Below are 24,291 nucleotides of genomic sequence, written 5' to 3'. Positions count from 1 at the left end.
TCTAATTCCTTATGGCAACATTTGAAGTTTATGGTGGTAAACCGCTAAAAGGTGAGTTATTCCCTCAAGGAGCAAAAAACGAAGCACTACAGGTACTTTGTGCCACCTTGCTAACCTCAGAACCCGTTACCATCAAAAATATACCTAATATACGTGATGTAAACAAGCTAATTGAACTACTTCAAGGATTGGGAGTTGAAGTCAAAAGAACAGCTCCATCGGAGTGCACCTTCAGGGCTTCAAATGTTGATATTGAGTACTTGACTACAGAGGAATTCAAGACTAAAGCATCGGCCATTAGGGGATCAATAATGGTTGTTGGACCTCTACTTGCACGATATGGCAAAGCATATGCTCCAAAGCCTGGTGGCGATAAAATTGGCCGACGTAGGCTTGACACCCACCTGCTAGGATTCCAAAAACTTGGCGCTAAATTCGATTTCAACAATCGCGAAAACTTCTTCTCCCTCAAAGGGGAGAATATGCGTGGTGCATATATGCTGCTCGACGAAGCTTCGGTTACAGGTACAGCAAATATACTAATGGCTGCAGTTCTTACTCCTGGTAGAACAACAATATACAATGCCGCTTGCGAACCTTATGTTCAGCAGCTGTGCAAAATGCTTGTTAGCATGGGCGCTAAAATTTCGGGCATTGGTTCCAACCTGCTAACTATTGATGGAGTTGAATCCCTTGGAGGCTGTACCCATACCATACTGCCCGACATGATTGAGATTGGCTCATTCATTGGCTTGGCTGCCATGACCGCTAGCGACATCACCATTAAAAATGTTTCATACAGTAATCTCGGCATTATTCCTGATGCATTCCGCCGAATGGGAATTCAGTTCGAGGTACAAAATGATGATATACATATCCCAGCGCAGCAGCACTATGAGATTGAGACCTTTATTGATGGTTCAATCCTAACCATTGCCGATGCCCCATGGCCTGGACTAACTCCCGACCTGCTTAGCGTATTTCTTGTGGTTGCAACTCAGGCTAAAGGCTCTGTTCTGATTCATCAAAAAATGTTTGAGAGCCGCCTGTTCTTTGTCGATAAGCTTATTGATATGGGGGCACAAATCATTCTTTGCGACCCTCACCGGGCTACGGTTATTGGTCACGACAGAAAGTTAAGACTTCGTCCTACGGTAATGACCTCGCCCGACATTCGAGCTGGTGTGGCACTCCTTATTGCTGCGCTCTCGGCCGAAGGTAAAAGCGTTATTCATAATATCGAACAGATTGACCGCGGATACGAAAATATTGATGGTCGTCTTAATGCCATAGGTGCTGATATTCGTCGACTGCCCTAACTAATTCAGTGAATCAAAAATATTAATCATTTAATTGCGTTTTATACCCTGAACCCATGTAACAACACCTTAAAAACAAATGAGAGCAATTCAAACAGTAATAGCATTTTTTACTTTTTTAGCTGGAACAATTAGCATACATGCTCAGGTAGTTGCCCCAGGAAGGGATTTGTCGCTGCTAACGGAGTATGTTAATACCACCAAGCAAGACTCCATCTTTGTTTTTTATGGCAGTACAGGAAACCTCAGCGCTGCCCATTCAACGGGGAATCCATCAACTTTCAAATGGTACAGGTACAACACCGACTCATTAAAGTTTAAGCTTTTCGCAGAGGAAAGCAATCTTAGCCAATCGCTTAAGGAATCGCTTGCCGAAGGTGGCTATCGAGTTGAAATAACTGATAATACCGACTCAACCGAAACATACACATGCTGGCTCTTTACCGATGATGTCACTTTAAACAATATCGAGATTGACAATAACTGTGAGTTTCTTGAGCTTAATCCAATCACAACCCCATCGTCGTACAATATTCCTTACGACAGATTTGCCTACTTCGATTTATCTCGTAATCCAAACCGTGAGAACAACACCTATGGGAAACAATATTTCGATAATATAACATGGACTTCATCCGATAGTAGAATTGATGTTTCGCAAGAGAAACAGCTCCGATTAGTAATTGAGGAACCCGCTCCGCTATACAATTCGTCCTATACAATAACCATTGTCAATCCTTTTGGTCGCACTCTATCACTTTCAACACCCGAGATTACAGCAATAGCCACTAAAGCCGATGATTTGATTCAGGTTGATGAAGATGGCTCATGGAAAGACTGGGACTCTAACGGGGAATACGAAGCGCTTCTTGGCCTGCGCCTTGAAAGTAAAAGCCTTAACTGCGATTCAATTTACTGGAAGATGACCACAAAAAAAATTGAACCCCTAGGCGATTTTAACTATGTAATTTGGCGCGATAGCTCCCTTATTGCAACCCGAAACGATGCCTACCCCGATAAAAATATTATGGTGCCCGGATATTATACAATCTACCACTACTCGGTTAACACCTCTTCTGGTTGCATCGATTCCATAATTACCGACATAAAGGTTGACTCATCCAAGCTAAGCGCTGATATAATTCCTAACGTTTTTTCACCCAATGGCGATGGCATTAACGACCGTTTTGTATTCTCCGATACCGATGCAAGCATCCGCTCTATCAGCTCATTCTCAATAAAAATATTTAGCCGGAGTGGTAAACTGGTATATGAGTATAGTGGCAACCCACACGATTGGGAAGGATGGGATGGCAAAACCAACATCGGAACCGATGCTGCCGAAGGCGTCTACTACTTTATTATTGAAGCCCGTGGATGGGATAACCGAAAATTTGCCAGAGGCCCCTACAAGGGATTCCTGCACCTCTTCAGAGGGAAATAATTGGTTAAATACAGAAAAATGAAATCAGGAAAACACACATTCAAAGCCTTCCGTGTTGAGGAGGTTGAAGGGAACTTTATCTGTTCAATTAAAGATATTGAACTTAACCCACTAAAGGATAATGAAATATTAGTTAGAGTTTACTATAGCTCACTAAACTATAAGGATGCGCTATCGGCAACTGGGAACAAGGGAGTAACCAAAACATACCCTCACACGCCTGGCATCGATGCAGTTGGTATTGTTCAGGAATCGAATAGCAATAAGTTCATTCCAGGTGACCCTGTTATAGTTACAAGCTACGATTTAGGAATGAATACCGATGGAGGCTTTGCAGAATATATTCACGTACCAGCCGACTGGGCTGTAAGGCTTCCTGAAGGATTGAGCATGAAAGAAGCCATGATTTACGGTACTGCTGGATTAACAGCAGGTATTTCAGTTCTGCGATTAGCGGAACTTGTAAAACCTAACGATGGCAAAATTATTGTTTCTGGTGCAACTGGTGGCGTTGGAACACTTACCATTTCCATTCTTAGCAAGATTGGATATTCTGTTTCTGCCATTACTGGGAAACAAACCGAAAAAGATTTCTTGATTCAACTCGGAGCAAATGAAATTATACCCCGAAGTGAAATTGAGAATTTTGACAAAAAGCCCCTGTTGAAACCTATGTTTGCAGGAGCAGTTGACACTGTTGGTGGAACTATTCTCGAAAACATAATCAAATCGACACAGCCAATGGGAGTTGTAACCTGCTGTGGCAATGTTGCCTCTCCTAAACTCGAGCTAACAGTTTTCCCGTTTATTTTAAGAGGCATTTCGCTAATAGGAATCGACTCGCAAAGCTACCCCATGAAGTACAGAGAAATTGTCTGGAACAAGCTTGCCAATGAATGGAAACCAGAAAACTTGCATTCACTTTACAAAGAGATTAAGCTAGATGATTTACAACACCACATCAACCTAATGCTTAACGGAAAGTTGAAAGGGAGAATTGTAGTTAGTTTGGTGGATTAGACTATTATATCTATTTCTCAACTTCTACCAATTAACACTTAGCCAATCACTTATCAATTCATCATTTTCTTTTCTGATTCTTTTGATGCTAGATATGAGAGGCTATGCTTTTAATATATTGTGCATATTTTATTTTTTTCATCACATTGTGCAAGCCCCCCCTCTCAACTCCGATACTTTTTTGCAAAACCATTTAAATGTAATAGGTTTGCGAATATTTTTTGGCGATGGATTTTGAACTTCACACTCTGCAAAATGGAATTCGAGTAGCGCACAAGCGAACCAGTTCGCCTGTTGCCTATTGCTGTTTAATGGTAAATACTGGCTCGCGCGATGAGCTAGAACACGAACATGGTTTAGCCCACTTCATTGAGCATGTAATTTTTAAGGGGACAAAAAAACGTAAGGCTTTTCATATAATGAGCCGTATGGAGGATGTTGGCGGGGAGCTAAATGCATACACGGCTAAAGAGGAAACGGTTATTCATGCCACCTTCCTAAAGCAAGATTTTGGACGCGCCGTTGAGCTCCTTTCCGACATCATGTTTCATAGCACATTCCCAGAAAAGGAGCTAAAACGCGAAAAAGAGGTTGTGGCCGATGAAATCAATTCTTATTTCGACTCTCCTGCCGAACTAATATTCGACGATTTCGAGGAGCTAATCTTCCCAAACCACCCATTTGGAAGAAATATACTTGGCACAAAACAACAGCTTAAAAGGTTTAATCGCTCTCATGTCTTAGATTTTATAAACCGCACCTATAATACCGATCAAATGGTGTTCTGTTCAATTGGAAACATATCATTTAATCGCGTTATTAAACAGGTTGAAAAAAACATGAATGGCATCCACTCCAATACCCGAAAGTTTAACCGCCAACCCATTAATAGCTACAAACCGATAAATAGAGCTGTAAAGAAATCTACCTACCAATCGCATTGTATTATTGGAACAACAGCATACAACCTCTATGACGATAAAAGAATTGCCATGCACTTGGTAAATAATATTCTTGGAGGACCTGGGATGAATTCTAGGCTCAACCTATCGCTCCGAGAACGTCACGGCTTGGCTTATAATATTGAATCATCATACACCCCATATAGCGATACAGGAATATTTACCATCTACTTTGGAACCGATAAAAGTGATACAGAAAAGGGAATAGACCTAGTTCTACAGGAGCTGAAAAATTTACGCGATAAACGAATGGGGATTCTTCAACTTTCAAAAGCAAAAAAACAGCTCATTGGTCAACTTGCAATTGGGGCCGATAATGGTGAGAATTTAATGATCTCCACTGCAAAAAGCATCTTAACATACGATAAGCCCGATAGCTTAAATGATGTGTTTAAAAAGATTGAGCAAATTAACTCAATAGATATTATGGATGTGGCCAACGTGGTCTTATGCAATAATAGGTTGTCAACCCTAATATACAAGTAACATTATGTACTTTAGCAATCACGATTTAGAAGAATACTTAAAAAATCATACCACTCCTGTGGATGACGTTCTTGAAGAGCTAACACGCAAAACGCATCTAACCACCTATAATCCAAGGATGCTAAGCGGGCCTATTCAAGGAAAATTTATTGAAATGCTCTGCCACATGATAAAACCTCAACGCGTACTTGAAATAGGAACATTTACAGGCTACTCCACAATTTGCATGGCACGAGCCATCCCAGAGAATGCTATGATTGACACCATTGAGGTTAACGATGAGTTAGAAGACACAATTGTTGAATTTTTTAAGAAAGCGAATGTCTCTCAAAAAATCAATCTAATAGTAGGCAATGCACTCGAAATAGTTGATACGCTTTCGCATACCTACGACCTAGTATTTATTGACGGCGAAAAATCGGAATATCCACAATACCTCAACGCTGTCCTTCATAAATTAAACACAGGTGGATTTATCATTGCCGATAACGTGCTATGGAATGGAAAGGTTTTTAACCCTAGCAATAACGATGCTCAAACAAACGCTATCCGTCAGTTTAACAGAATGATACAAGAAGATGAAAAACTGGAGAATGTTTTACTTCCTTTTAGAGACGGAATGATGTTAATTAGAAAAATATACTGATAATTTTGTTAAACCTTTTGGCTCAATTTACGTTAAAGAGGTACACACTTTTAGCAGTATAACAAAATGGCACAGTACACAATTCGACAAATGGAATTGCTCTCTGGCATTAGAGCATCTACCATTAGGATGTGGGAGAAGCGTTATAACATATTCTCACCACAAAGAACCAACACAAACATTCGCAGGTACGACGATAACGACTTGCGTTTCATTATTAATCTATCCTTACTCCTTAAACGTGGATTCAGAATAAGTAAGCTGGCAAGCTTATCGCTGGAGGAACTATCCGACCTAGCCTCCAAGTTTGTTTCCGATCATCGTGCTGGGAACGTAAATATTGAGCCCATGATTACGGCCACCATTCAGTACGATGAACCTGAACTTGTTAAACAGATAAATGAATGGTCGGAGAAACATGGGATAGAATACACATTTGAAAACGTTATTTTACCCTACCTCCAACGACTTGGCGACCTATGGCAAACCGGGGCAATATCTACCACCCATGAGCACTTTGCCAGCAATGTTATCAGAAACCTACTAAGCCAGCTCTACAGAACATGTAAACAACCTGAAGTTGGAAAAACTACACCCATAATCTTCTTCCTTCCTGAGGGCGAGTTTCACGAGATTGGATTACTCTACTTTGCCTATGTGGCTAAGAATGCAGGCTATAAAACCATCTACCTTGGGCAATCGACTCCAGTTGAGGATGTGATAAAATGCGCTAAAGATCTAAATTGCAAGATGGTATTCACATCACTATCCTCGTTTGTTAGCGCCGATATGGACCAAGCCTTTAAACCCATGAAAGAGGAGTTGCCCGATGTTGAAATAATAGCAACGGGGCATGCCTTTACTGAAAAAACAGGTCCATCATACCTTACATATGTTTCCTCATCTCAAGACCTAATGAAAATTATTGCTAGAGTTGACCCAACAATAATTAAATAGCCGCCACTCAAAGCTAATTAAAGCTATATGCCCTGCCTGATGCAGGGCTATTTTTTTATAAAAACGTCTCATTACCTTTCCCACGACTATCATTGCCTAAGCATGTTCTGTTTTTACCCCATTTAACATTGATAAATATCATCTTGTTTCTTATTTAGAATTAGTCTATATTTGTATAACCAATTTATTTAGATTTAATCTAAGTACAAAAAACCAAAACATATGTCACAGCAAGAATTCAACCAAGCATTAATAGAGCTGGAACCAAACCTAGAAAGGTTTGCATACAGCCTCACAGCAAATCAGGAAGATGCTCGCGATTTGCTTCAAGAAACCTACTTAAAAGCATTAACCTACAAGGACAAGTTTGAGGCAAATACTAACATCAAAGCTTGGACCTTTACAATCATGAAAAACACCTTCATTAACAACTACCGCAAATCGGTAAAACAGAACACTACAATTGACGGTAGCCCTAACCAATTCCTGTTAAACAGCAAGCCCGACACGTATGGCCCCGATTCCATGTACTCGCACAGCGAGATCAGTAAAAAGATTAATGAGCTTGACGATGATTTTAGAATTCCGTTCCAGATGCATACATCTGGCTATAAGTACAAGGAAATAGCTGAAAAGCTTAACCTAAAGATTGGAACAGTAAAAAGTCGGATATTCTTTTCTAGACAAAAACTTATGAACTCTTTGAAAGATTACCAATAAAACTTGATTCAGCTAAATTTTAGGGTGTTAATGATTACATTGACACCCTTTTTTTTTCATTGCAACTATATAATTAGGCTTAGGGTGCTAATTAATTTTGGACTTGTCTCTAATTTTAAGGATTCGCTTCTTAAGGGGTTAAAATGGCCGATTAAGATTGATAACAAATCTCCTAATCTTATATATTTGAATTTATTCCATGCAAGTAAAATAAAAGTCTTAACATATTTGACAAAAGGAACGAACGAGGCGATAAACAAACTTTTTTCATACACGAGCAATAGATTTTTCTATATTTGCAGTTAAAACTTAAAAGATGCGTTTAACCAGGCTCATATTCCTTTCAACATTCCTATACATTACAACTACTCAAGCTTTGGCTCAACCAATACTTGATATCTATTTTTCAAATAGGGCTTCAGAATCCAGAGGACCTAATTTTAGCAAGGTTGAGGAGATTCACGAACTATATGTACCTAGAAGCGGGACCGTTAGCTACTTTAAGGTTGTAAAAATCTATAACTCAAATGGTAGGGTAATAAGCGAAAAAAAATACAACAAAGTTGGTGGGATAATGGGCGAAGCATATTGGGAATATAACTCAAAGGGCGAGCCCACTAAGTTTGTCAACAAACAATTTATGAACTTTAAGGGCTGGGTTTCGGAAAAAACTATTCTAACATACAGCGATTCAACTGGGCTTTTGAGCAAAATTGATATCTACTATGGCAATAAGCTACAAAAAAGTGCCGAGGTAACTTCGAAAGATATGAAACTCACCAAAGTACTTGTGTTTAACGACAAGAATGTTCATGTTGAAACCGAGCGGGTGGTTTACCTTCCTCAAAACAATTCAATACGTGTGCTTCGATACAAGGCAAACGATCAATTTATTAGCGCTACAACCTATCCCTTAAACCCAAAACTACCGGAGCCACCTTCATCAATAAAGCGCGAGTTTAACTCGTATGGTGACATTATACTCGAAGCAATACCCCACAACAAGTTTGAAAAGGGATATTACTACGAATACGACTATGATAGCTACCATAACTGGATAGAAAAAAGAATTTACATATGCGACATTAAAAGAAATGGAAAAATTAAAAATAAGAAGTTAGAATATAAAATAACCCGAAAAATACAATACTAACAATTTGAAACTACCGTCATGTTCTTCTAAACCTTACTAGCATCTAGTAAGAATCAATCATAACCATGTTTAAGCCATACAATAATACTAGCCATTGGATTTTATTAAAAACATATTTCGTATTTTGACGAAATAAAAACTTTTCGTATAATTGCGAAATAATTGTAGAATAATATGATAAAGAAGAGCTATACAGATGAGCAGATAAGGTTAGCGCGCTATGCCAAAGCGCTTAGCCACCCGGTAAGGATACAAATACTTCAAATACTATCACAGCAGAGTTGCTGTTATAGTGGTGATATAGTTGACGACCTTCCCATCGCCCGTAGCACACTCTCGCAGCACCTCTCAGAGCTGCGTGAGGCAGGGCTTATTCAAGGTGAATTTAATCCACCAAAAATTAAGTACTGCATCCGTCAAGAGGCATGGGCAGAAGCCCAAAAGCTTTTTGAGAACTTCTTCAAAAATCTCAAAAACTCAACCAACTTATAACCAAAGATTTACAAACAATCAAAATAAGCCAATAATCAAGTTTAACTTAAAAACTAAGTAATTATGGAAATTAAAGTTTTGGGAACAGGATGCCCTAAGTGCAAAGCGCTTGAGCAGGCAACACAAAATGCTGTTGCTGAACTAGGAGTTAGTGCAAACATCTCAAAGGTAGAAGATATTGTGGATATTATGAACTACGGTGTAATGCGAACACCTGCACTTGTAATAAACGAAAAGGTTGTTCTTTCTGGACGTGTACCAACAGCAAGCGAACTAAAAGAGCTATTAACTAAAAATCAATAACAATTATGAAAACACTAAGATATTTATTGCTATTTACTGCAAGCCTAACAATTGCCAGTTGTCAAGGAAAAGTTAACTCACAGGCAAATGATTCGTCCGACAAAAACAGTGGCAGTCCAGTAACCATTTACTACTTTCATGGTGAGCATCGTTGCCCAACATGCTTAGCTATAGAAAAAGAAACAAAAACAACTTTTGAAGTCAACCTATCGAAAGAGGCAGAGGCAGGAACCGTTGAGTTTGAGGTTATCAATGCTGATGAGGCAAAAAATCAAGCTCTTTGTGAAAAATATGGTGTTTATGGCTCAACATTGTTACTGGTTAAAGGCAACAAAACTGTAAACCTAACCAATATGGCTTTTTCAAATGCCCGTCGTAATCCTGACCAGTTCCGTGAGGAACTTGCCAACGAGGTTAAAAAACTAATAAAAGGTTAACCATGGATTTTATCCAAGACCTAATCCAGAACTCAAACATCCCCGTACTTACTGCATTTCTGCTGGGGTTGGCAACGGCAATCAGCCCTTGCCCCCTAGCAACAAATATTACTGCCATAGCATACATCAGCAAGGACATTGAAAACCAACGCCGCGTGTTTTACAGTGGACTTGTTTATACACTTGGCAGGGCAATTACTTACACTGCAATTGGCTTGCTCTTCTTTTTTGGTGCAAGCCAGTTTAAAATTGCAGGTTTCCTAAATAAGTACGGAGAACGAATTATAGGACCCGCTCTTATCATTATTGGGCTATTCATGCTTGATATCATTAAAATTAAACTGGGGAACACTGGCAAGCTTTCTGAACGAATAGGAGAAAAGGCTAAAAGTGGAAACTTTTTAAGTGTTCTGTTTATGGGTATGGCTTTTGCGCTTGCATTTTGCCCATATAGCGGAGTTCTATACTTTGGGATGCTAATCCCAATAACAATTTCTAGTGCTAAAGGACTTTATCTTCCAATTATTTATGCATTTGGAACTGGCTTGCCTGTTATCATTTTTGCCTATTTCATTGCATTTACTGTAGGAGGAATTGGAAACATCTATAATAAGGTTAAAACCTTTGAACTTTGGTTCAGACGTGTGGTTGCATTTATTTTTATTGGGGTAGGCATATACTACCTAAGCATTTTTCTGTTTTAGCAGCATTAATAACTTATTGATATGGAAACTAAAAAGGAACTACAGATACTATTCTGGATTGTATTTTTCTTTGCTTTAGCATTCTTTATGCCAGTGGATAGCGCTACCTTCAGAACGGCTGTTGACGCCACACTTGATTTAACCCGCTGGTATGCGCGAGAGCATGTTGTACTTTGCTTGCTTCCTGCATTTTTTATTGCTGGTGTAATTTCGGTATTTGTAAGCCAAGGCTCTGTTCTTAAATATTTTGGAGCAAACGCAAAAAAATGGCTAGCTTATTCCGTTGCTGCAGTTTCGGGGACAATTCTTGCGGTATGCAGCTGTACAATTCTACCTCTATTTTCAAGTATCCATAAGCGTGGCGCAGGATTAGGGCCTGCCATTGCTTTTCTATACTCAGGACCAGCCATTAATATACTTGCTATAATACTAACTGCACGTATACTGGGAGTAGAAATGGGTATAGCCCGAACAATTGGTGCAGCTGTATTTAGCGTGGTAATTGGAATTGCCATGTCGCTTATCTATCGTAAGGAAGAACAAGCAAAGCGCGAAGGTCAGATGAACATAGTGTTGCCGCCAGAGAAACGTCCCATGTGGCAAACATCATTTCACTTTTTCACCCTAGTACTCATTCTCGTTTTTGCAAACTGGGGCAAACCAGCAGCTGGTGATACTTCAAGCGCATGGTATTACCTATATGCATATAAATGGTACATTACAGGATTCTTTGGTCTGTTCCTCACCTACTCATTAATCTATATTCTCAAAATCAAATGGCAATGGGTTGCAGGTGCAGCTGGTGTTACCCTATTATCGGTCGTTCTAGCAAATATGTATATAACAAACCCCAAAGTTCTTCCACTTGTACCCATGTTAGTTGCCATTATTTCACTTGCTGTCATCACTTTGAAAGATAAAAATGATGACGAGAACAAGGAGTGGACCATTGCATCATGGGGATTTGCCAAGCAAATCATGCCGCTTCTAGCAGTAGGGGTGGTTACTGCGGGATTTCTTCTTGGTTCTACTCACGATGGACAAACCATACCCGGAGTAATTCCTAATGAATGGATTGCATACCTTGTTGGAGGAAACTCGATATTCGCCAACTTCTTTGCATCAGTTGTAGGAGCTTTTATGTACTTTGCAACTCTTACCGAAGTGCCAATCTTGCAAGGATTGCTAGCCTCAGGTATGGGAAAGGGACCTGCCCTAGCGCTTCTGCTCGCAGGACCATCGTTATCCTTACCTAACATGCTTGTAATTCGTGGGGTTATTGGTACTCGCAAAACTTTGGTTTATGTTTCGCTGGTAGTTGTAATGGCCACAATTAGTGGTTTGATCTACGGTGCACTATTTTGAAATGAAACTTCTACTTATACTAACAGGTCTATGCCTTCTGCTGTCGCTAATTGCCGACAGCAGGAAGACGTGGCATGGAGTAAGAAAAGGGCTGAGAATGTTTTTTAAAATACTACCCTCGATACTACTCTTTAAAAAAAATTCATGTATTTCATTAAATAAAACCTCAAATATTCATAGATATCTTAGTTTACCACTTGTTTTCATGTTACATTGATAGTAATGTAATTTGCTACCCCAAATATTTAATCTTCAAGCTAATTTTTACTTTGTAAGAATCTCACATGCTAAAGCGCTTTTCATTATTATGAATATCAAGATGAAATCAACCTTCTTTTATCTTTTAAGACAAATATCACTATTTAATAAAGCTTACTGAAGACAGCCATTACTTGAGGCTTTTCAATATCAAATTCCTTTTAGCAACATCTATGTTTTTTGTAAAACTTGTTCAAACTTAAAAAGTTATGAAATCGAATTAGAAAAGGGTAATGATTTTAACGAAATCATTCAATTATTCAAGTAACCATTCACTAGTAACGTCGTCTTATGTATAAATCTTTAAAAACAAACCCACATGAAATTAACTTACACTTTGCTTAGCTTCTGCCTTTTAAGTCAGATTGGTTTTTCTCAAAACGATAGTAAGGCTTATAAAACTCCAGTTATGACATTGGGAGTTTTTCATTTTGCTTATCCTAATCGCGATGCTGTTAAAACAAAAAAGGAAGATCAGATATCGGTTTTAGACGAACCATATCAATCAGAGATAGTAGCAATCTGTAAAGCCATTGAAGAGTTCAACCCCACGGTAATAGCCTTAGAAATCGACCCTTCAGTGCAGCATAAAACAGACTCGCTTTACAACTTGTATAAAATGGATAAATTCCAATTGAAAAAAAATGAAATATTCCAATTAGGATTTCGAATGGCTAAAAATCTTAATCTATCAAAACTATATTGTGTTAACGATTGGGGAAGATATTATGCAGGCTTGGAAGATATTTTCAAAGACAGTGCTCGCCTGGCCCGATTTGAGCACTATTATAACCATTTTCCAGATTCTGCCTATGCATTAAAAGAGACCGCCAAAAGAGTAGAAAGTATTTTAGCAGAACTAAAAAGGCTAAATGCTCCTGAACGTATTAAGCAACGTTTATCTGTTTATCTGCTCAATCCCTTTAAATATGAAGAGACTCCTGGCGATTTTACGGGAGTTGATTTTGAAACGAGCAGATGGTTTAGCAGGAATCTAAGAATTTTCAGAAATGTTCAGCGAATTGAGCGGGAACCCAATGATCGAATATTAATTATCATGGGTGCAGACCACTTAAACCTGTTAAATATCTTTTTTGATGTATCAAACGAATATGAACTGGTATCGCCTATGCCCTACTTAGACAAGGTGAAGACAGATAACTTTGCAAAAAAAGTTAGCCCTGAGTCTGTCTGAATTTTATAATCTTCTTTTAACTTTAAATTCTCAAGAAAAAATAGGCTTATTATATCCTTTCCGCGCAAACAAGCGGATAGATATTTTCCATAAGAAATTCTGGGAATTCTTTAACTAATGATTTTGAGGAATGGATTTTTTCTCGATAAACGTAAACATAATTGAACCATATGTTCTCATTTTAATATAGTTTTTATCTCACTCAAATTCTTTCAAAATTTAAAATTCGAAAAGCTCAACATGGCAATAACACTACGTTAAGGGCTGTGTCCGGCGTAGACGGATTCAAGATTTAAGGTTCAAAATTTCAGATTTAAGATTCAAAAATTGTCACATGAAATTCCGATTCGTTCCGAATATTTCCGACTCATTCCGTGTAATTCTTTTAACTTCCTTTAACTTCATCATATTCTTTGGAAAAAGTGGCTTCGACAAACTCAGCCACCACAAACACAACATTGGCAGGTTCGGAGTAAAAAGGCACTTCCGATTCCTTCCGAATATTTCCGGTTCATTCCGTGTCATTCTTTTAAATTCCTCTAACTTCATTTAACTTCCTCTAACCTCCTCATATTCTTCTAAAAAAGTTACTTCGACCACCTCTACATCACTAGTACATTGATAATTATCAATTTCTAAGAAATATTCTCAGAAACATTTGGCTGGAAAATAAAAAGAGACTATGTTTGCGAGCGTTTACTTACATAAAGATATGCGACAACCTACCGACATACGGCAAGAGCAGATAAAGCAAGCGGTGCTTGACATCATATATACCGATGGGTTGAAAAACCTATCGACCCGCATGCTGGCGAAACGAATTGGGATGAGCGAAGGAGCGATCTTCAGACATTTCTCTACCAAGCAGGATATCATCCTTTCGATTATTAAAGATGTCCAAACTGATTTTATTGGTGGACTAAGAAAAATTGCAACATCAAACAACTCACCACAACAAAGGCTCGAGGAACTGTTGTGTTATACCATAAAATACCTTACCGATAATAAGGGCATTACCCTTTTGCTTTTTTCAGAAGCATCGCACAATAATGATACGGAAATGAAGAAAGCGTTAATGCAGATTTTTAACTCGCAAAAAAAACTTATTAGCAAGATTGTACTTGACGGAATTGCAGAAGGTATTTGGGATGAGAGCATTCCTGTTGAGAATGTAGCCATGCTTTATATGGGCATACCAGTTTCGCTTAACGTGGAACTTGTACTTAGCAACGGGCAAATGGACACATCAAACTTTTGTAACAGGATGCTTCAGCTAATTAACAGGATGTTAGCAAAATAATTTTTTTTAACCATTATGTAAGTATTTACTCACTTAATGGATTTGATTATGCTTTACACAATTGTATTTTTAGTAATAGCTGCCGCCTCGTTTATTTTTGCAATGCTTGGCTTAGGAGGCGGAATGGTTTATGTACCAGTTTTAAACTGGGCTGGGTTTGATATGGTTTCGGTGGCCATTCCGTTAGGATTACTGCTTAATGGATTAAACACAGCTTTGGTACTAATTCCCTTTGCCCGTAAGAAAATGGTTGACTGGAAAGGTGGAGCAGTTATGGCTGGAACCGCTCTAATTGCATCGCCTCTTGGAGCTATGACAAGTGAACACGTACCAGTACAAACACTTAAAATTCTTTTTGCAGCAATGGTTGTAGCGGCAGCTCTCAGAACTCTTTGGTCCTCAAAACAGGCAGAGCCTGAAAAAATGATGTCGCTTAAACAAAGAAGCATTATAGGGTTCTTTGTTGGTAGCTTTGCTGGTTTCATTGGTGGTATGCTAGGTTTAGGTGGTGGTTTTATTATTGCTCCGATATTGATGATGATGGGCTATAAAACCAAGGAAGCTGCTGCAACAACAGCATTTGTGGTAACTTTCTCATCGTTCTCCGGTTACCTTGGGCACATCTCGCAAGGGCACATGAACTGGCCACTTACAATAATCTTGGTAATTGCTGTTATAATCGGTTCTCAACTAGGCGGCCGATACATGACCCAGAAGGCTAAATCTAAACAGGTGAAAATAGCCTATGCTGTAGTTCTTCTTCTTATTGCCATCAAAATGGTTTATGGTGTAATAGCTTAATTTAAAAATGAAAAGATACCTGTTAAATATAACACTTCTCTTAGTTTGCTTTAGCGCTTCATCTCAAGAAACAGAAATGCCTAAAGCAGATTGGAACGGTTATACCCAATTGCGTTTCACTAGCAACTTTAACGAGGTTAACTCATTCTCAATGCGTAGACTTAAGTTATGGGTAAACTCTACCCCAAGTTTTAATAATAGGTGGGGGTGGAAAGTGCAAACCACTTTAACCAGCAATCAAAACGAGAAGTTCTTTTTACAGGATGTACTAGTTTATTACAAAGAAGGGCAGTTCCAGTTTAACATGGGGCAATTTGTCCCCCACTTTAGCTTACAACGATTCCAGCCCGATTTTCAGATTCCCCTAACTGAACGCTCTACAGTAATTGATGCCTTAATACCCAACGGAACACTTGGCGTTAGAGACATTGGGATTGAAACACAATACACATCGAAAAGCAAACAGCTAAAGGCATGGCTAGGCGTTTTTAACGGATACGGTATCAAGGAGTACAGATTCGATAATACGGGAATTCTCTTAACACAAAAAACGGCCTTAAATATTAACAACGGTCATTTTCATCTTGGTTACTCTTTTATGTACAGAAAGGCCAACAACCTAAAAGTTCAAAAGATACTACCCGATTCTATCACTTACTCAGGAGGCGACATCAGATTAAATGCCTTTGCTCAATACCGCACCAAACATTTTAGTGTTCAGGCTGAATACCTACAAGCAAATTTTGAAGGCTACAAATCCGATGGCTGGTATCTGCTAGCTAATCTACTTATAGGCAAAAATATCGTTGCTGCGTCTTGGAATATGTATAACGATGCAATAGAAAGCAATCCCAACTTCACAAACGTTCATCTTGCCTATAGCTATATAGCTGATGGCGATAAGCTGAAGGTTATGATAGATAACGGAATTAACATCCAACAAAATGCAATTCAGAATTACGTTATCACCTTGCAACTTCAAATTTTCTTAAATGATAATTTATGAAAAATAAGATAGAGATATTATCCCCTGGACGGAATTGCAGGAGAACTCAGAAAATTGCAAATTCAATAAAAGGAATTTTAAAAGCCAAGCACGTTGATTTTGACTTGGAAATAATAAGCAACCATGAAGAGTTCAAAAAGTATAAAACATGGATTCTTCCTACAGTTAATGTTAACGACTCAATTGTTGCACGAGGCTATAATCCCCCTAAAGAGATTCTTTTAAAAAACATAAAGTAAAACAAATGGCACACGAACATCATCACCACGAAGTTGAAGGCAAAAATTTGGTTTGGACAATTTTACTTAATGTAACAATAACTTTGGCTGAAACCATAGGTGGTTTTATTTCGGGTAGCATGTCGCTACTTGGCGAAGCCGCTCATAACTTAAGCGATATTCTTTCATTAATTATCAGCTACGTTGCCAACAAAGTAGCCCGCAAAAAGGCAACTGCGGAAAAAACCTTTGGATTAAAGCGCTCGGAAATACTTGCTGCTTTTGTCAACTCTGCAACGCTAATAGGCTTAGCCATTTTAATACTAGCGATGAGTATAAATCGTCTACTAACTCCTGTTAGTATCAACTCAAAATGGGTAATTTGGTTAGCGCTTTTAAGCATCATTGTAAACGGTTTGAGCGTTTTAATAATCCGTAACGACTCACACAAAAATATAAATATCAAATCGGCCTACCTGCATTTACTAAGCGACATGCTAACATCTATAGCCGTTTTAGCTGGTGGCTTGGCCATGAAATACCTTCAATGGTATTGGGTTGATGCTGTTTTTAGCATCGTTATAGCCATTTATCTTATTTTCACCTCTTGGGGGATTTTTAAAACCTCCTTAAAGATTTTTATGCAGTTCTCGCCTGAGGGTATCAACCTCAATCCCGTCATTAACGAAATAGAAGATATCCAAGGGGTTAAGAATATTCATCATGTACATGTTTGGCAAATCGACGAGCACGAAATCATGTTCGAAGCTCATTTGGATGTAAATGAAGATATCAAAATCTCTGAGTTTGAGGTTATTCTTAAACAGGTGAAGGATGCACTTGCTAAGCATGGCATCAATCACATTACAATACAGCCTGAGTATTCAGTATCAGATAGTAAACAATTAATTCATTAACCATTAAAATTTACCGTTATGATTAATCCAAAAGATTGGTTAGAGTTTGGCCAAAAGTTTCACGGCCACAAATGCCCAGCAATGCCTATGGGCCTAAGAGTTGGTGCTGCAGCAATGAATGCACTTGGTGTAGAACGCGCCAAAGATGGTCAGCTAATTGCTCTTGTTGATTTAGGCGACGACCACTGCGCCACCTGCTATGCCGATGGTTTACAGGTAATTCTGGGAACTACCTTTGGGAAAGGCAACATTAAGAAAACTCACAAAGGAAAATGGGCGGTAACTGTAATTGACAAGGCTACTGGACGCGCTGTAAGGGTTACTCCAAAAGCAAAAGCCATGCTTGCAAACAAGCAGACCTCATTCTTTAAAGATTATCGCGAAAAGGGAATCCCTGCCAGCAAGGTGCCCGATGAGGTTGTTGAACCCCTTGTTTTAAACGTAATGAATGCTCCCGACGAAAAACTTATCAACATTTCGGAGGTATTCCAGTATGACCTGAAAGAGCATCCCCACAGCTTTAACAGCTTTGTTTGTGAGGAATGTGGCGAGATGACCGTTATGGAATACGGCAGAATTAAAGGCGACATGAAGGTTTGTCAAGATTGCGCAAGCAAATAGCTAGCAAGCCATGCAGAATAGAAAAAAAGGTTGACGAAATGCTCGTCAACCTTTTTCACTTTCTTTTAATATCAGGCACAAACAAGAGTTCTGACTCTCTAGTAAAAAAATAATCTTAAATCATCTACCCTCCACCAATTCGCCGTAGCTGCAAGTTAAGAGTTTATCCGCATCTAAATTTACAAACGCATCGATAAAAGCAGCAGCAAGACGTGCGTTAGTTATAAGTGGAATGTCATGGTCAATTGCAGCACGCCGTATGGTATAGTCGTTATCGAGTTCACCACGCGAAAGGTTTTTGGGTATATTAATCACCAAATCGACCTGCTTATTCTGAATCAGATTAAGGCTATTCGGCAGGTCGTTCACCTCATCGGGCCAAGTAACGGCTACAACCTTCACCCCGTGGTCGTTAAGGAAAGAAGCAGTTCCTTTTGTAGCGTAAACGGTTAGCCCTCGTTCTACCAAACGGGCAATAGGTTCTATAAGCGAAAGTTTAGACCTAAGCGGTCCCGATGAAACCAACACGGCTTTCTGTGGGATTCTAAATCCAACCGAGAGCATCGCTTTGAGGAGTGCTTCCTGCAAGTTTTGGCCTAAACAGCCCACCTCGCCGGTGGAAGCCATTTCGACACCCAGAACTGGATCAGCAAGTGTAAGCCTACCAAATGAAAACTGAGAGGCTTTTACCCCAATATGAGACAAATCGAGCATTGATGGAGGAGCTACATTGGGTTCAACGCCCAGCATAAAATCGATGGCTGCTGAAATCATATTGTAATTCATCACTTTTGACACAAATGGGAAGCTTCGACTTGCCCTCAAGTTGCACTCTATCACTTTTATTTGATTGTTCTTGGCCAAGAATTGAATGTTAAACGGTCCTGTTATGTTTAACTCGTTAGCTAGGTCTGCAGCAACTTTTCTTATTTTTCTTATTGTTTCAAGGTAAAGTCGTTGGGGTGGAAAAACGAGGGTAGCATCACCCGAATGCACACCAGCAAACTCTATGTGTTCCGATATGGCATCGACAAACACTTTACCCTGATTAGCAACAGCATCGTATTCAATCTCCTTGGCACCTTCGATAAACTCAGAGATTACCACAGGATGATTCTTGGAAACCTCAACGGCTTGGTTTAGGTATTCCTCTAAATCTTCATCGTTGGACACCACATTCATTGCCGAACCCGATAGAACATACGAAGGTCGAATAAGTACGGGATATCCAACTTGCTTAACAAAAATGCGAACCTGTTCCATTGTAGTAAGTTCTTGCCATTGCGGTTGCTCTATCCGAAGTTTATCGAGCAAATCCGAGAACTTTTTTCTATCCTCAGCCTTATCAATTGAAATTGGCGATGTTCCCAAAACTCGAACTCCCGCATCATGCAACCTGCCCGCCAGATTGTTAGGAATCTGTCCACCAACCGAAACCACAACACCCAGCGGGCGCTCAACCTCAACTATATCCATAACACGCTCAAAGGTGAGCTCATCAAAATAAAGCTTATCACACTCATCGTAATCGGTGCTCACCGTTTCGGGATTATAGTTAACAATTATCGCTTCAAACCCCAACCTACGCAGCTCCTTAACTGCGCTAACGGTGCACCAATCGAACTCAACCGAACTGCCAATACGATAGGCACCTGAGCCTAAAACCAGAATCTTAGGTTTTGGCTTCACCTCTACATCGTTCTGCTCTCCATGGTAGGTAAGATAAAGATAAGCCGTTTCCGAAGGAAACTCCGCCGCCAATGTATCGATTTGTTTAACACAAGGGATAACCCTATTGGCTAAGCGATGTTCCCTGACCTTCTTCTGGTAGACCTCAATCATATCGCTGTTGGGCTTATAAATTATCCTTGCAAGCTGAAAATCCGAGAACCCCTTTCTTTTAGCATCGATTAAAAGCTCCCTAGGAAGCTCCTCAACTGAGCTATAGGCACCCAGCTGCTTTGAGGTTTCAACAATCCCCTGAAGCTTATCAAGGAACCATCGGTCGATTCGGGTAATTTCATGAATTGCATCGGCACTCCAACCCATTTCAAAAGCACGAGCTATTGCAGATATCCTTTGATCGGTAGGGTTTCGTAAAATCTCTGTCAGATTCGTAGAATCAGCACCTCTATTTGCCACCAGCCCATGCATTCCCTGCCCTATCATCCTTAACCCTTTTTGTATGGCCTCCTCGAACGAGCGGCCAATAGCCATGACCTCGCCAACACTCTTCATTGCAGAACCGATATTGCGCGATACGCCTTTGAACTTTGCCAAATCCCAGCGAGGAATCTTCACAACAACATAATCGAGGGCAGGTTCAAAAAAGGCAGTGGTTTTATGGGTAACCGAATTTTTTAGTTCAAACAGGCCATAACCCAAGCCTAGCTTAGCCGCCACAAAAGCCAAGGGATAGCCGGTTGCCTTAGAAGCCAAAGCCGAGGAGCGTGAGAGCCTGGCATTTACCTCAATCACCCTGTAATCCTCGCTATTAGGGTCGAGGGCAAATTGCACATTACACTCACCAACAATACCAAGGTGACGAACTATTTTAATTGACAGTTCCCTGAGCTTATGATACTCCCCATTCGATAGCGTTTGGGATGGTGCAACCACAATACTCTCCCCGGTATGTATTCCCAACGGGTCAAAGTTTTCCATGTTACAAACCGTAATACAGTTGTCATACCTGTCACGTACCACCTCATACTCAACCTCCTTCCATCCTTTAAGTGATTCCTCAATTAGAATCTGACTTGTGTATGAGAAAGCATTTGAAGCCATGTTTTTTAGCTCATCGGCCGATGAACAAAACCCGCTACCCAGTCCTCCTAAAGTGAATGCAGCACGGACAATCACAGGGAAACCAATCTGCTCCGCTGCTACAAGCGTATCGGCAATGCTTTCCACTGCAATGCTCCTTGGTGTGCAAACATTTATTTTTTTCAACTCTTCAACAAAAAGCTCTCTATCTTCAGTTTTTATTATTGTTTCAACCGGAGTTCCAAGAACCTCAACATTAAATTTTTGGAATACTCCCATTTTATAGAGTTCAACGCCACAGTTTAAAGCGGTTTGCCCGCCAAACGCAAGGAAAATACCATCGGGACGCTCCCTCTCAATAATTTGCTTAACGGTATTAGGCAGCACAGGTTCAAGGTAGATATTATCAGCCACATCGGAAGAGGTTTGAACGGTTGCAATGTTAGGATTAACCAGAACCGATTCAACACCCTCCTCTTTAAGGGCCTTAAGCGCCTGTGAACCACTATAGTCGAACTCGCCTGCTTCGCCTATTTTTAATGCACCGGAACCTAGTACCAATACCTTTTTGTATTTATTATTTACCAGAGGCATATCTACTTCTATTTATATTGATTAACAAGATTCACAAACTCATCGAAAAGGAACTCTGTATCGTTTGGGCCACCCGAAGCTTCCGGATGAAACTGTACGGCAAAAAAAGGTTTCGATTTATGCCTAATACCCTCACAGGTGCCATCGTTTAAGTTATCAAACATCACCTCCCACTCATCGGAAAGGGTTGGCGCATCTATTGCGTAGCCATGATTTTGCGAGGTTATAAAACAACGATTCGTACCCTTTAACCGGACAGGTTGGTTATGCCCCCTATGTCCATACGGCAGCTTATAGGTATTGGCACCAGTCGCCAGAGCTAAAAGCTGATTTCCAAGACATATCCCCATTATGGGTTTATTTAAACATAACGCTTCTCGAATATTGGCAATGGTAGCAGTATTTACTTTTGGGTCGCCTGGTCCGTTCGAAATTAGAACCCCATCAAAATCATCGCTTAAAAAGTTATAATTATATGGGACACGTAAAACCTGAACATTTCTTTTTAACAGACATCTAATGATGTTATTCTTCACACCACAATCAACTAGCACAATTTTCCTTTCGGCATTGCCATAAACTTTAGGTTCAGAAACCGAGACCTTTTCAACCAGATTATCGGAATTTGGATTGTACCAGTCGATATCGCCGTCAACAACAATCTTACCTAACATGCATCCCTTTTCGCGTAGGTGTTTGGTGAGCATACGGGTATCAACACCGCTTATTCCAGGAATTCCATTTTCCGTGAGCCATTGCCCCAGACTTTTATTTGCATTCCAGTGGCTATAGCTAATGCTATACTCGTTCACAACTAGCCCTCTGATATAAATACGATTCGATTCCCAGTTTTGCTCAACCCCATTATCAAGCTTTGGTTCTGGCACCCCATAATTCCCTATCAAGGGAAAAGTTGTAACAAGTATCTGTCCATAATACGATGGGTCTGTTAAACTCTCCGGATAACCATTCATTGCCGTATTAAAAACAACCTCACCCGATGAGTTCCCAGCAAAACCAAATGAATATCCAGGAAAGACAGAGCCATCCTCAAGCACAAGCTTGGCTTTTAACCTTTGTTCCATTTTTATACGTTTTAGGTGATTTAACTATATGAGATTGTAGTTGCAGGTTAAGCTGAAAAAATTCTACTCGTAAAGGCAAAAAAAAACCTGCCAGAATTGGCAGGTTATCAATCAAATCAATAAAAAATATCGTTTGTTCAAATCCTTTGTGTTTTCCCGAGAGTAGTATTTTTTGCAATGATTTCATACGCTGAATGTTCATACAAAATTAAATGAACTTTTTGAATTTCAAAATTTAAACTTTTGTGTTGCAAATAATTAATTATGATTTATAACTTTGGAGGTTGAAATATAAAGTTTGAATATGGAAGAAGAAGTTAAAAGAGCGTATTTAAGATATTTTGAAAACTATGTGCAACGGAATTACGACGAAACAATAAAGTCGTTCTCCAAATCATTCAACATGATTGGAACAGGGATTGATGAATTCAGCCTAACTTATGAGAACTCAATCAATCTTTATAAGAGGGAGTTTAAGCAGGCTCCCGAACCCTACACCTACAATTTTAAAGAGTTTAAAGTTTTTCCTATTTGCGAGGGTTCAGCTTATATCATGGCATTAGTCGACATGAAAATTCTGCTACCCAATGGCGAGTTTGAACTAACAAACAACCGCACAACAGCTATCCTAAAAAAAGAAGACGGAGAGTGGAAAGTGATCCATGGGCATTGGTCTCAACCAGACGAAAAACTTCAGGAAGGTGAAAGCGTTCCACTTTCAGCTGTTGTTCGTGAGAATAAGGAGTTAAAAAATCAGCTTTTACTTAAACAAGACCAGCTCGAGAAGCAAAACGAGCAACTAAAGGAGATGAATCAATCGCTTCAGAAGTTGTTCTCCATTGTTTCACACGACCTTAAAAGTCCGTTCAACGCATTTTTAGGTATTACCGACCTTATGATTATGAATTTTGAACACGATTTTGAGAATAAGGAGTATTTCCAAATGCGACTTCAGCTTCTGAACGACTTAGCTCATAGCCTCTACGACCTAACAGAAAACCTTTTAAACTGGGCAAAACTTAACACAAATACAATTGAACCAAAATATAGAGAAGTACCATTAGATTCACTCATTCAAAAACAAGTAAACGCTCTTCAACCCATATGGTTAAAAAAGAGAATGACTATTCAAGAAAACGTACCACATGAATTTATTGTTTATACAGATCCCGACATGCTTGCTGTTATAGTACGGAACCTGTTATCAAATGCTATCAAGTTTAGCTACCCAGAGGGTAAAGTTGTTATATCTGCTACAAAAGAAGACAAACATTTCACAATAAGCGTTACTGATAATGGCATTGGCATGACCAAAGATCAAATTCAAAACCTATTTAAAAGTTTTCATTCAAACAGGGGAACTGATAACGAAAAGGGAACGGGAATTGGATTAGTTACCTGTAAGGAGATTGCTGATAAGCTTAACGGAAATATTCAAATCGATTCTGAACTAGGAAAAGGAACAACAATGAGCATTCTATTACCCTGCTTTCAGAACAATAAAAGCTAATCAAATTACCCT

The 24,291-nt window shown here is 39.4% G+C and carries 23 protein-coding genes; 21 read left to right on the top strand and 2 right to left on the bottom strand.

The window, feature by feature from the left end; genetic code table 11:
* The first annotated feature begins 11 nt into the window (after nucleotides 1-11).
* The 20 genes from murA to FHG85_RS02335 all read left to right on the top strand — a co-directional run bounded on the left by murA (nucleotide 12) and on the right by FHG85_RS02335 (nucleotide 18,324).
* Nucleotides 12-1,319, top strand: a complete 1,308-nt coding sequence (gene murA, locus FHG85_RS02430; RefSeq protein ID WP_173072684.1) for a UDP-N-acetylglucosamine 1-carboxyvinyltransferase — start codon at nucleotides 12-14, stop codon at nucleotides 1,317-1,319.
* Between the two features lie 79 nt (nucleotides 1,320-1,398).
* Complete coding sequence (locus tag FHG85_RS02425; RefSeq protein ID WP_173072683.1) at nucleotides 1,399-2,763, top strand: T9SS type B sorting domain-containing protein; 1,365 nt, start codon at nucleotides 1,399-1,401, stop codon at nucleotides 2,761-2,763.
* Nucleotides 2,764-2,781: 18 nt separating this feature from the next.
* Nucleotides 2,782-3,783, top strand: a complete 1,002-nt coding sequence (locus FHG85_RS02420) for a YhdH/YhfP family quinone oxidoreductase (protein ID WP_173072682.1) — start codon at nucleotides 2,782-2,784, stop codon at nucleotides 3,781-3,783.
* Between the two features lie 227 nt (nucleotides 3,784-4,010).
* A complete protein-coding gene (locus FHG85_RS02415) occupies nucleotides 4,011-5,231 on the top strand; it encodes a M16 family metallopeptidase (RefSeq protein WP_173072681.1) in 1,221 nt (406 codons plus the stop codon).
* A 4-nt stretch (nucleotides 5,232-5,235) separates the two neighbouring features.
* Nucleotides 5,236-5,877 carry an O-methyltransferase gene (locus tag FHG85_RS02410; protein WP_173072680.1) on the top strand — a complete coding sequence of 214 codons (642 nt, stop codon included), beginning with the start codon at nucleotides 5,236-5,238 and terminating at the stop codon, nucleotides 5,875-5,877.
* Between the two features lie 66 nt (nucleotides 5,878-5,943).
* A complete protein-coding gene (locus tag FHG85_RS02405) occupies nucleotides 5,944-6,834 on the top strand; it encodes a MerR family transcriptional regulator (protein WP_173072679.1) in 891 nt (296 codons plus the stop codon).
* Between the two features lie 222 nt (nucleotides 6,835-7,056).
* Nucleotides 7,057-7,554, top strand: coding sequence for an RNA polymerase sigma factor (locus tag FHG85_RS02400; RefSeq protein WP_173072678.1), 498 nt, complete (start codon nucleotides 7,057-7,059; stop codon nucleotides 7,552-7,554).
* Between the two features lie 316 nt (nucleotides 7,555-7,870).
* A complete protein-coding gene (locus FHG85_RS02395) occupies nucleotides 7,871-8,707 on the top strand; it encodes a hypothetical protein (protein ID WP_173072677.1) in 837 nt (278 codons plus the stop codon).
* Nucleotides 8,708-8,881: 174 nt separating this feature from the next.
* The gene (locus FHG85_RS02390) at nucleotides 8,882-9,199 is read left to right on the top strand and encodes an ArsR/SmtB family transcription factor (RefSeq protein WP_173072676.1); all 318 of its coding nucleotides are present in this window, start codon (nucleotides 8,882-8,884) and stop codon (nucleotides 9,197-9,199) included.
* 63 nt (nucleotides 9,200-9,262) lie between these two features.
* Complete coding sequence (locus FHG85_RS02385) at nucleotides 9,263-9,502, top strand: thioredoxin family protein (RefSeq protein ID WP_173072675.1); 240 nt, start codon at nucleotides 9,263-9,265, stop codon at nucleotides 9,500-9,502.
* A 5-nt stretch (nucleotides 9,503-9,507) separates the two neighbouring features.
* Nucleotides 9,508-9,939 carry a nitrophenyl compound nitroreductase subunit ArsF family protein gene (locus FHG85_RS02380; protein WP_173072674.1) on the top strand — a complete coding sequence of 144 codons (432 nt, stop codon included), beginning with the start codon at nucleotides 9,508-9,510 and terminating at the stop codon, nucleotides 9,937-9,939.
* A gap of 2 nt (nucleotides 9,940-9,941) precedes the next feature.
* Nucleotides 9,942-10,643 (top strand): aromatic aminobenezylarsenical efflux permease ArsG family transporter, encoded by a 702-nt coding sequence (locus FHG85_RS02375; RefSeq protein WP_173072673.1) that lies wholly within the window; start codon nucleotides 9,942-9,944, stop codon nucleotides 10,641-10,643.
* 21 nt (nucleotides 10,644-10,664) lie between these two features.
* Nucleotides 10,665-12,008, top strand: a complete 1,344-nt coding sequence (locus FHG85_RS02370) for a permease (protein ID WP_173072672.1) — start codon at nucleotides 10,665-10,667, stop codon at nucleotides 12,006-12,008.
* Nucleotides 12,009-12,585: 577 nt separating this feature from the next.
* Nucleotides 12,586-13,461: a DUF5694 domain-containing protein gene (locus FHG85_RS02365; protein WP_173072671.1), complete on the top strand. Its 876-nt coding sequence runs from the start codon at nucleotides 12,586-12,588 to the stop codon at nucleotides 13,459-13,461.
* Nucleotides 13,462-14,173: 712 nt separating this feature from the next.
* Complete coding sequence (locus tag FHG85_RS02360) at nucleotides 14,174-14,761, top strand: TetR/AcrR family transcriptional regulator (RefSeq protein WP_173072670.1); 588 nt, start codon at nucleotides 14,174-14,176, stop codon at nucleotides 14,759-14,761.
* A gap of 48 nt (nucleotides 14,762-14,809) precedes the next feature.
* Nucleotides 14,810-15,562 carry a sulfite exporter TauE/SafE family protein gene (locus FHG85_RS02355; RefSeq protein WP_173072669.1) on the top strand — a complete coding sequence of 251 codons (753 nt, stop codon included), beginning with the start codon at nucleotides 14,810-14,812 and terminating at the stop codon, nucleotides 15,560-15,562.
* Nucleotides 15,563-15,569: 7 nt separating this feature from the next.
* Nucleotides 15,570-16,568, top strand: a complete 999-nt coding sequence (locus FHG85_RS02350) for a porin (RefSeq protein WP_173072668.1) — start codon at nucleotides 15,570-15,572, stop codon at nucleotides 16,566-16,568.
* Nucleotides 16,565-16,807, top strand: a complete 243-nt coding sequence (locus FHG85_RS02345; RefSeq protein ID WP_173072667.1) for a thioredoxin family protein — start codon at nucleotides 16,565-16,567, stop codon at nucleotides 16,805-16,807. The genes FHG85_RS02350 and FHG85_RS02345 overlap by 4 nt, the downstream gene beginning before the upstream one ends.
* A gap of 5 nt (nucleotides 16,808-16,812) precedes the next feature.
* Nucleotides 16,813-17,703 (top strand): cation diffusion facilitator family transporter, encoded by an 891-nt coding sequence (locus FHG85_RS02340; RefSeq protein WP_173072666.1) that lies wholly within the window; start codon nucleotides 16,813-16,815, stop codon nucleotides 17,701-17,703.
* A gap of 18 nt (nucleotides 17,704-17,721) precedes the next feature.
* Nucleotides 17,722-18,324, top strand: coding sequence for an FmdE family protein (locus FHG85_RS02335; protein ID WP_173072665.1), 603 nt, complete (start codon nucleotides 17,722-17,724; stop codon nucleotides 18,322-18,324).
* Nucleotides 18,325-18,444: 120 nt separating this feature from the next.
* Here the strand turns inward: FHG85_RS02335 and carB are convergent, their stop codons facing one another.
* Together carB and carA are read right to left on the bottom strand one after the other, a co-directional pair.
* A complete protein-coding gene (gene carB, locus FHG85_RS02330; RefSeq protein ID WP_173072664.1) occupies nucleotides 18,445-21,684 on the bottom strand; it encodes a carbamoyl-phosphate synthase (glutamine-hydrolyzing) large subunit in 3,240 nt (1,079 codons plus the stop codon).
* Nucleotides 21,685-21,692: 8 nt separating this feature from the next.
* Nucleotides 21,693-22,769: a glutamine-hydrolyzing carbamoyl-phosphate synthase small subunit gene (carA, locus tag FHG85_RS02325; RefSeq protein WP_173072663.1), complete on the bottom strand. Its 1,077-nt coding sequence runs from the start codon at nucleotides 22,767-22,769 to the stop codon at nucleotides 21,693-21,695.
* Nucleotides 22,770-23,073: 304 nt separating this feature from the next.
* Between carA and FHG85_RS02320 the strand changes: the two genes are divergently transcribed.
* A complete protein-coding gene (locus FHG85_RS02320) occupies nucleotides 23,074-24,279 on the top strand; it encodes an ATP-binding protein (RefSeq protein ID WP_173072662.1) in 1,206 nt (401 codons plus the stop codon).
* Nucleotides 24,280-24,291 lie beyond the last annotated feature (12 nt).

The organism is Tenuifilum thalassicum (assembly GCF_013265555.1).
Lineage (GTDB): Bacteria > Bacteroidota > Bacteroidia > Bacteroidales > Tenuifilaceae > Tenuifilum > Tenuifilum thalassicum.
Note: the sequence above shows the minus strand (reverse complement) of the source record. Positions and strands in the feature narration are given on the sequence as shown.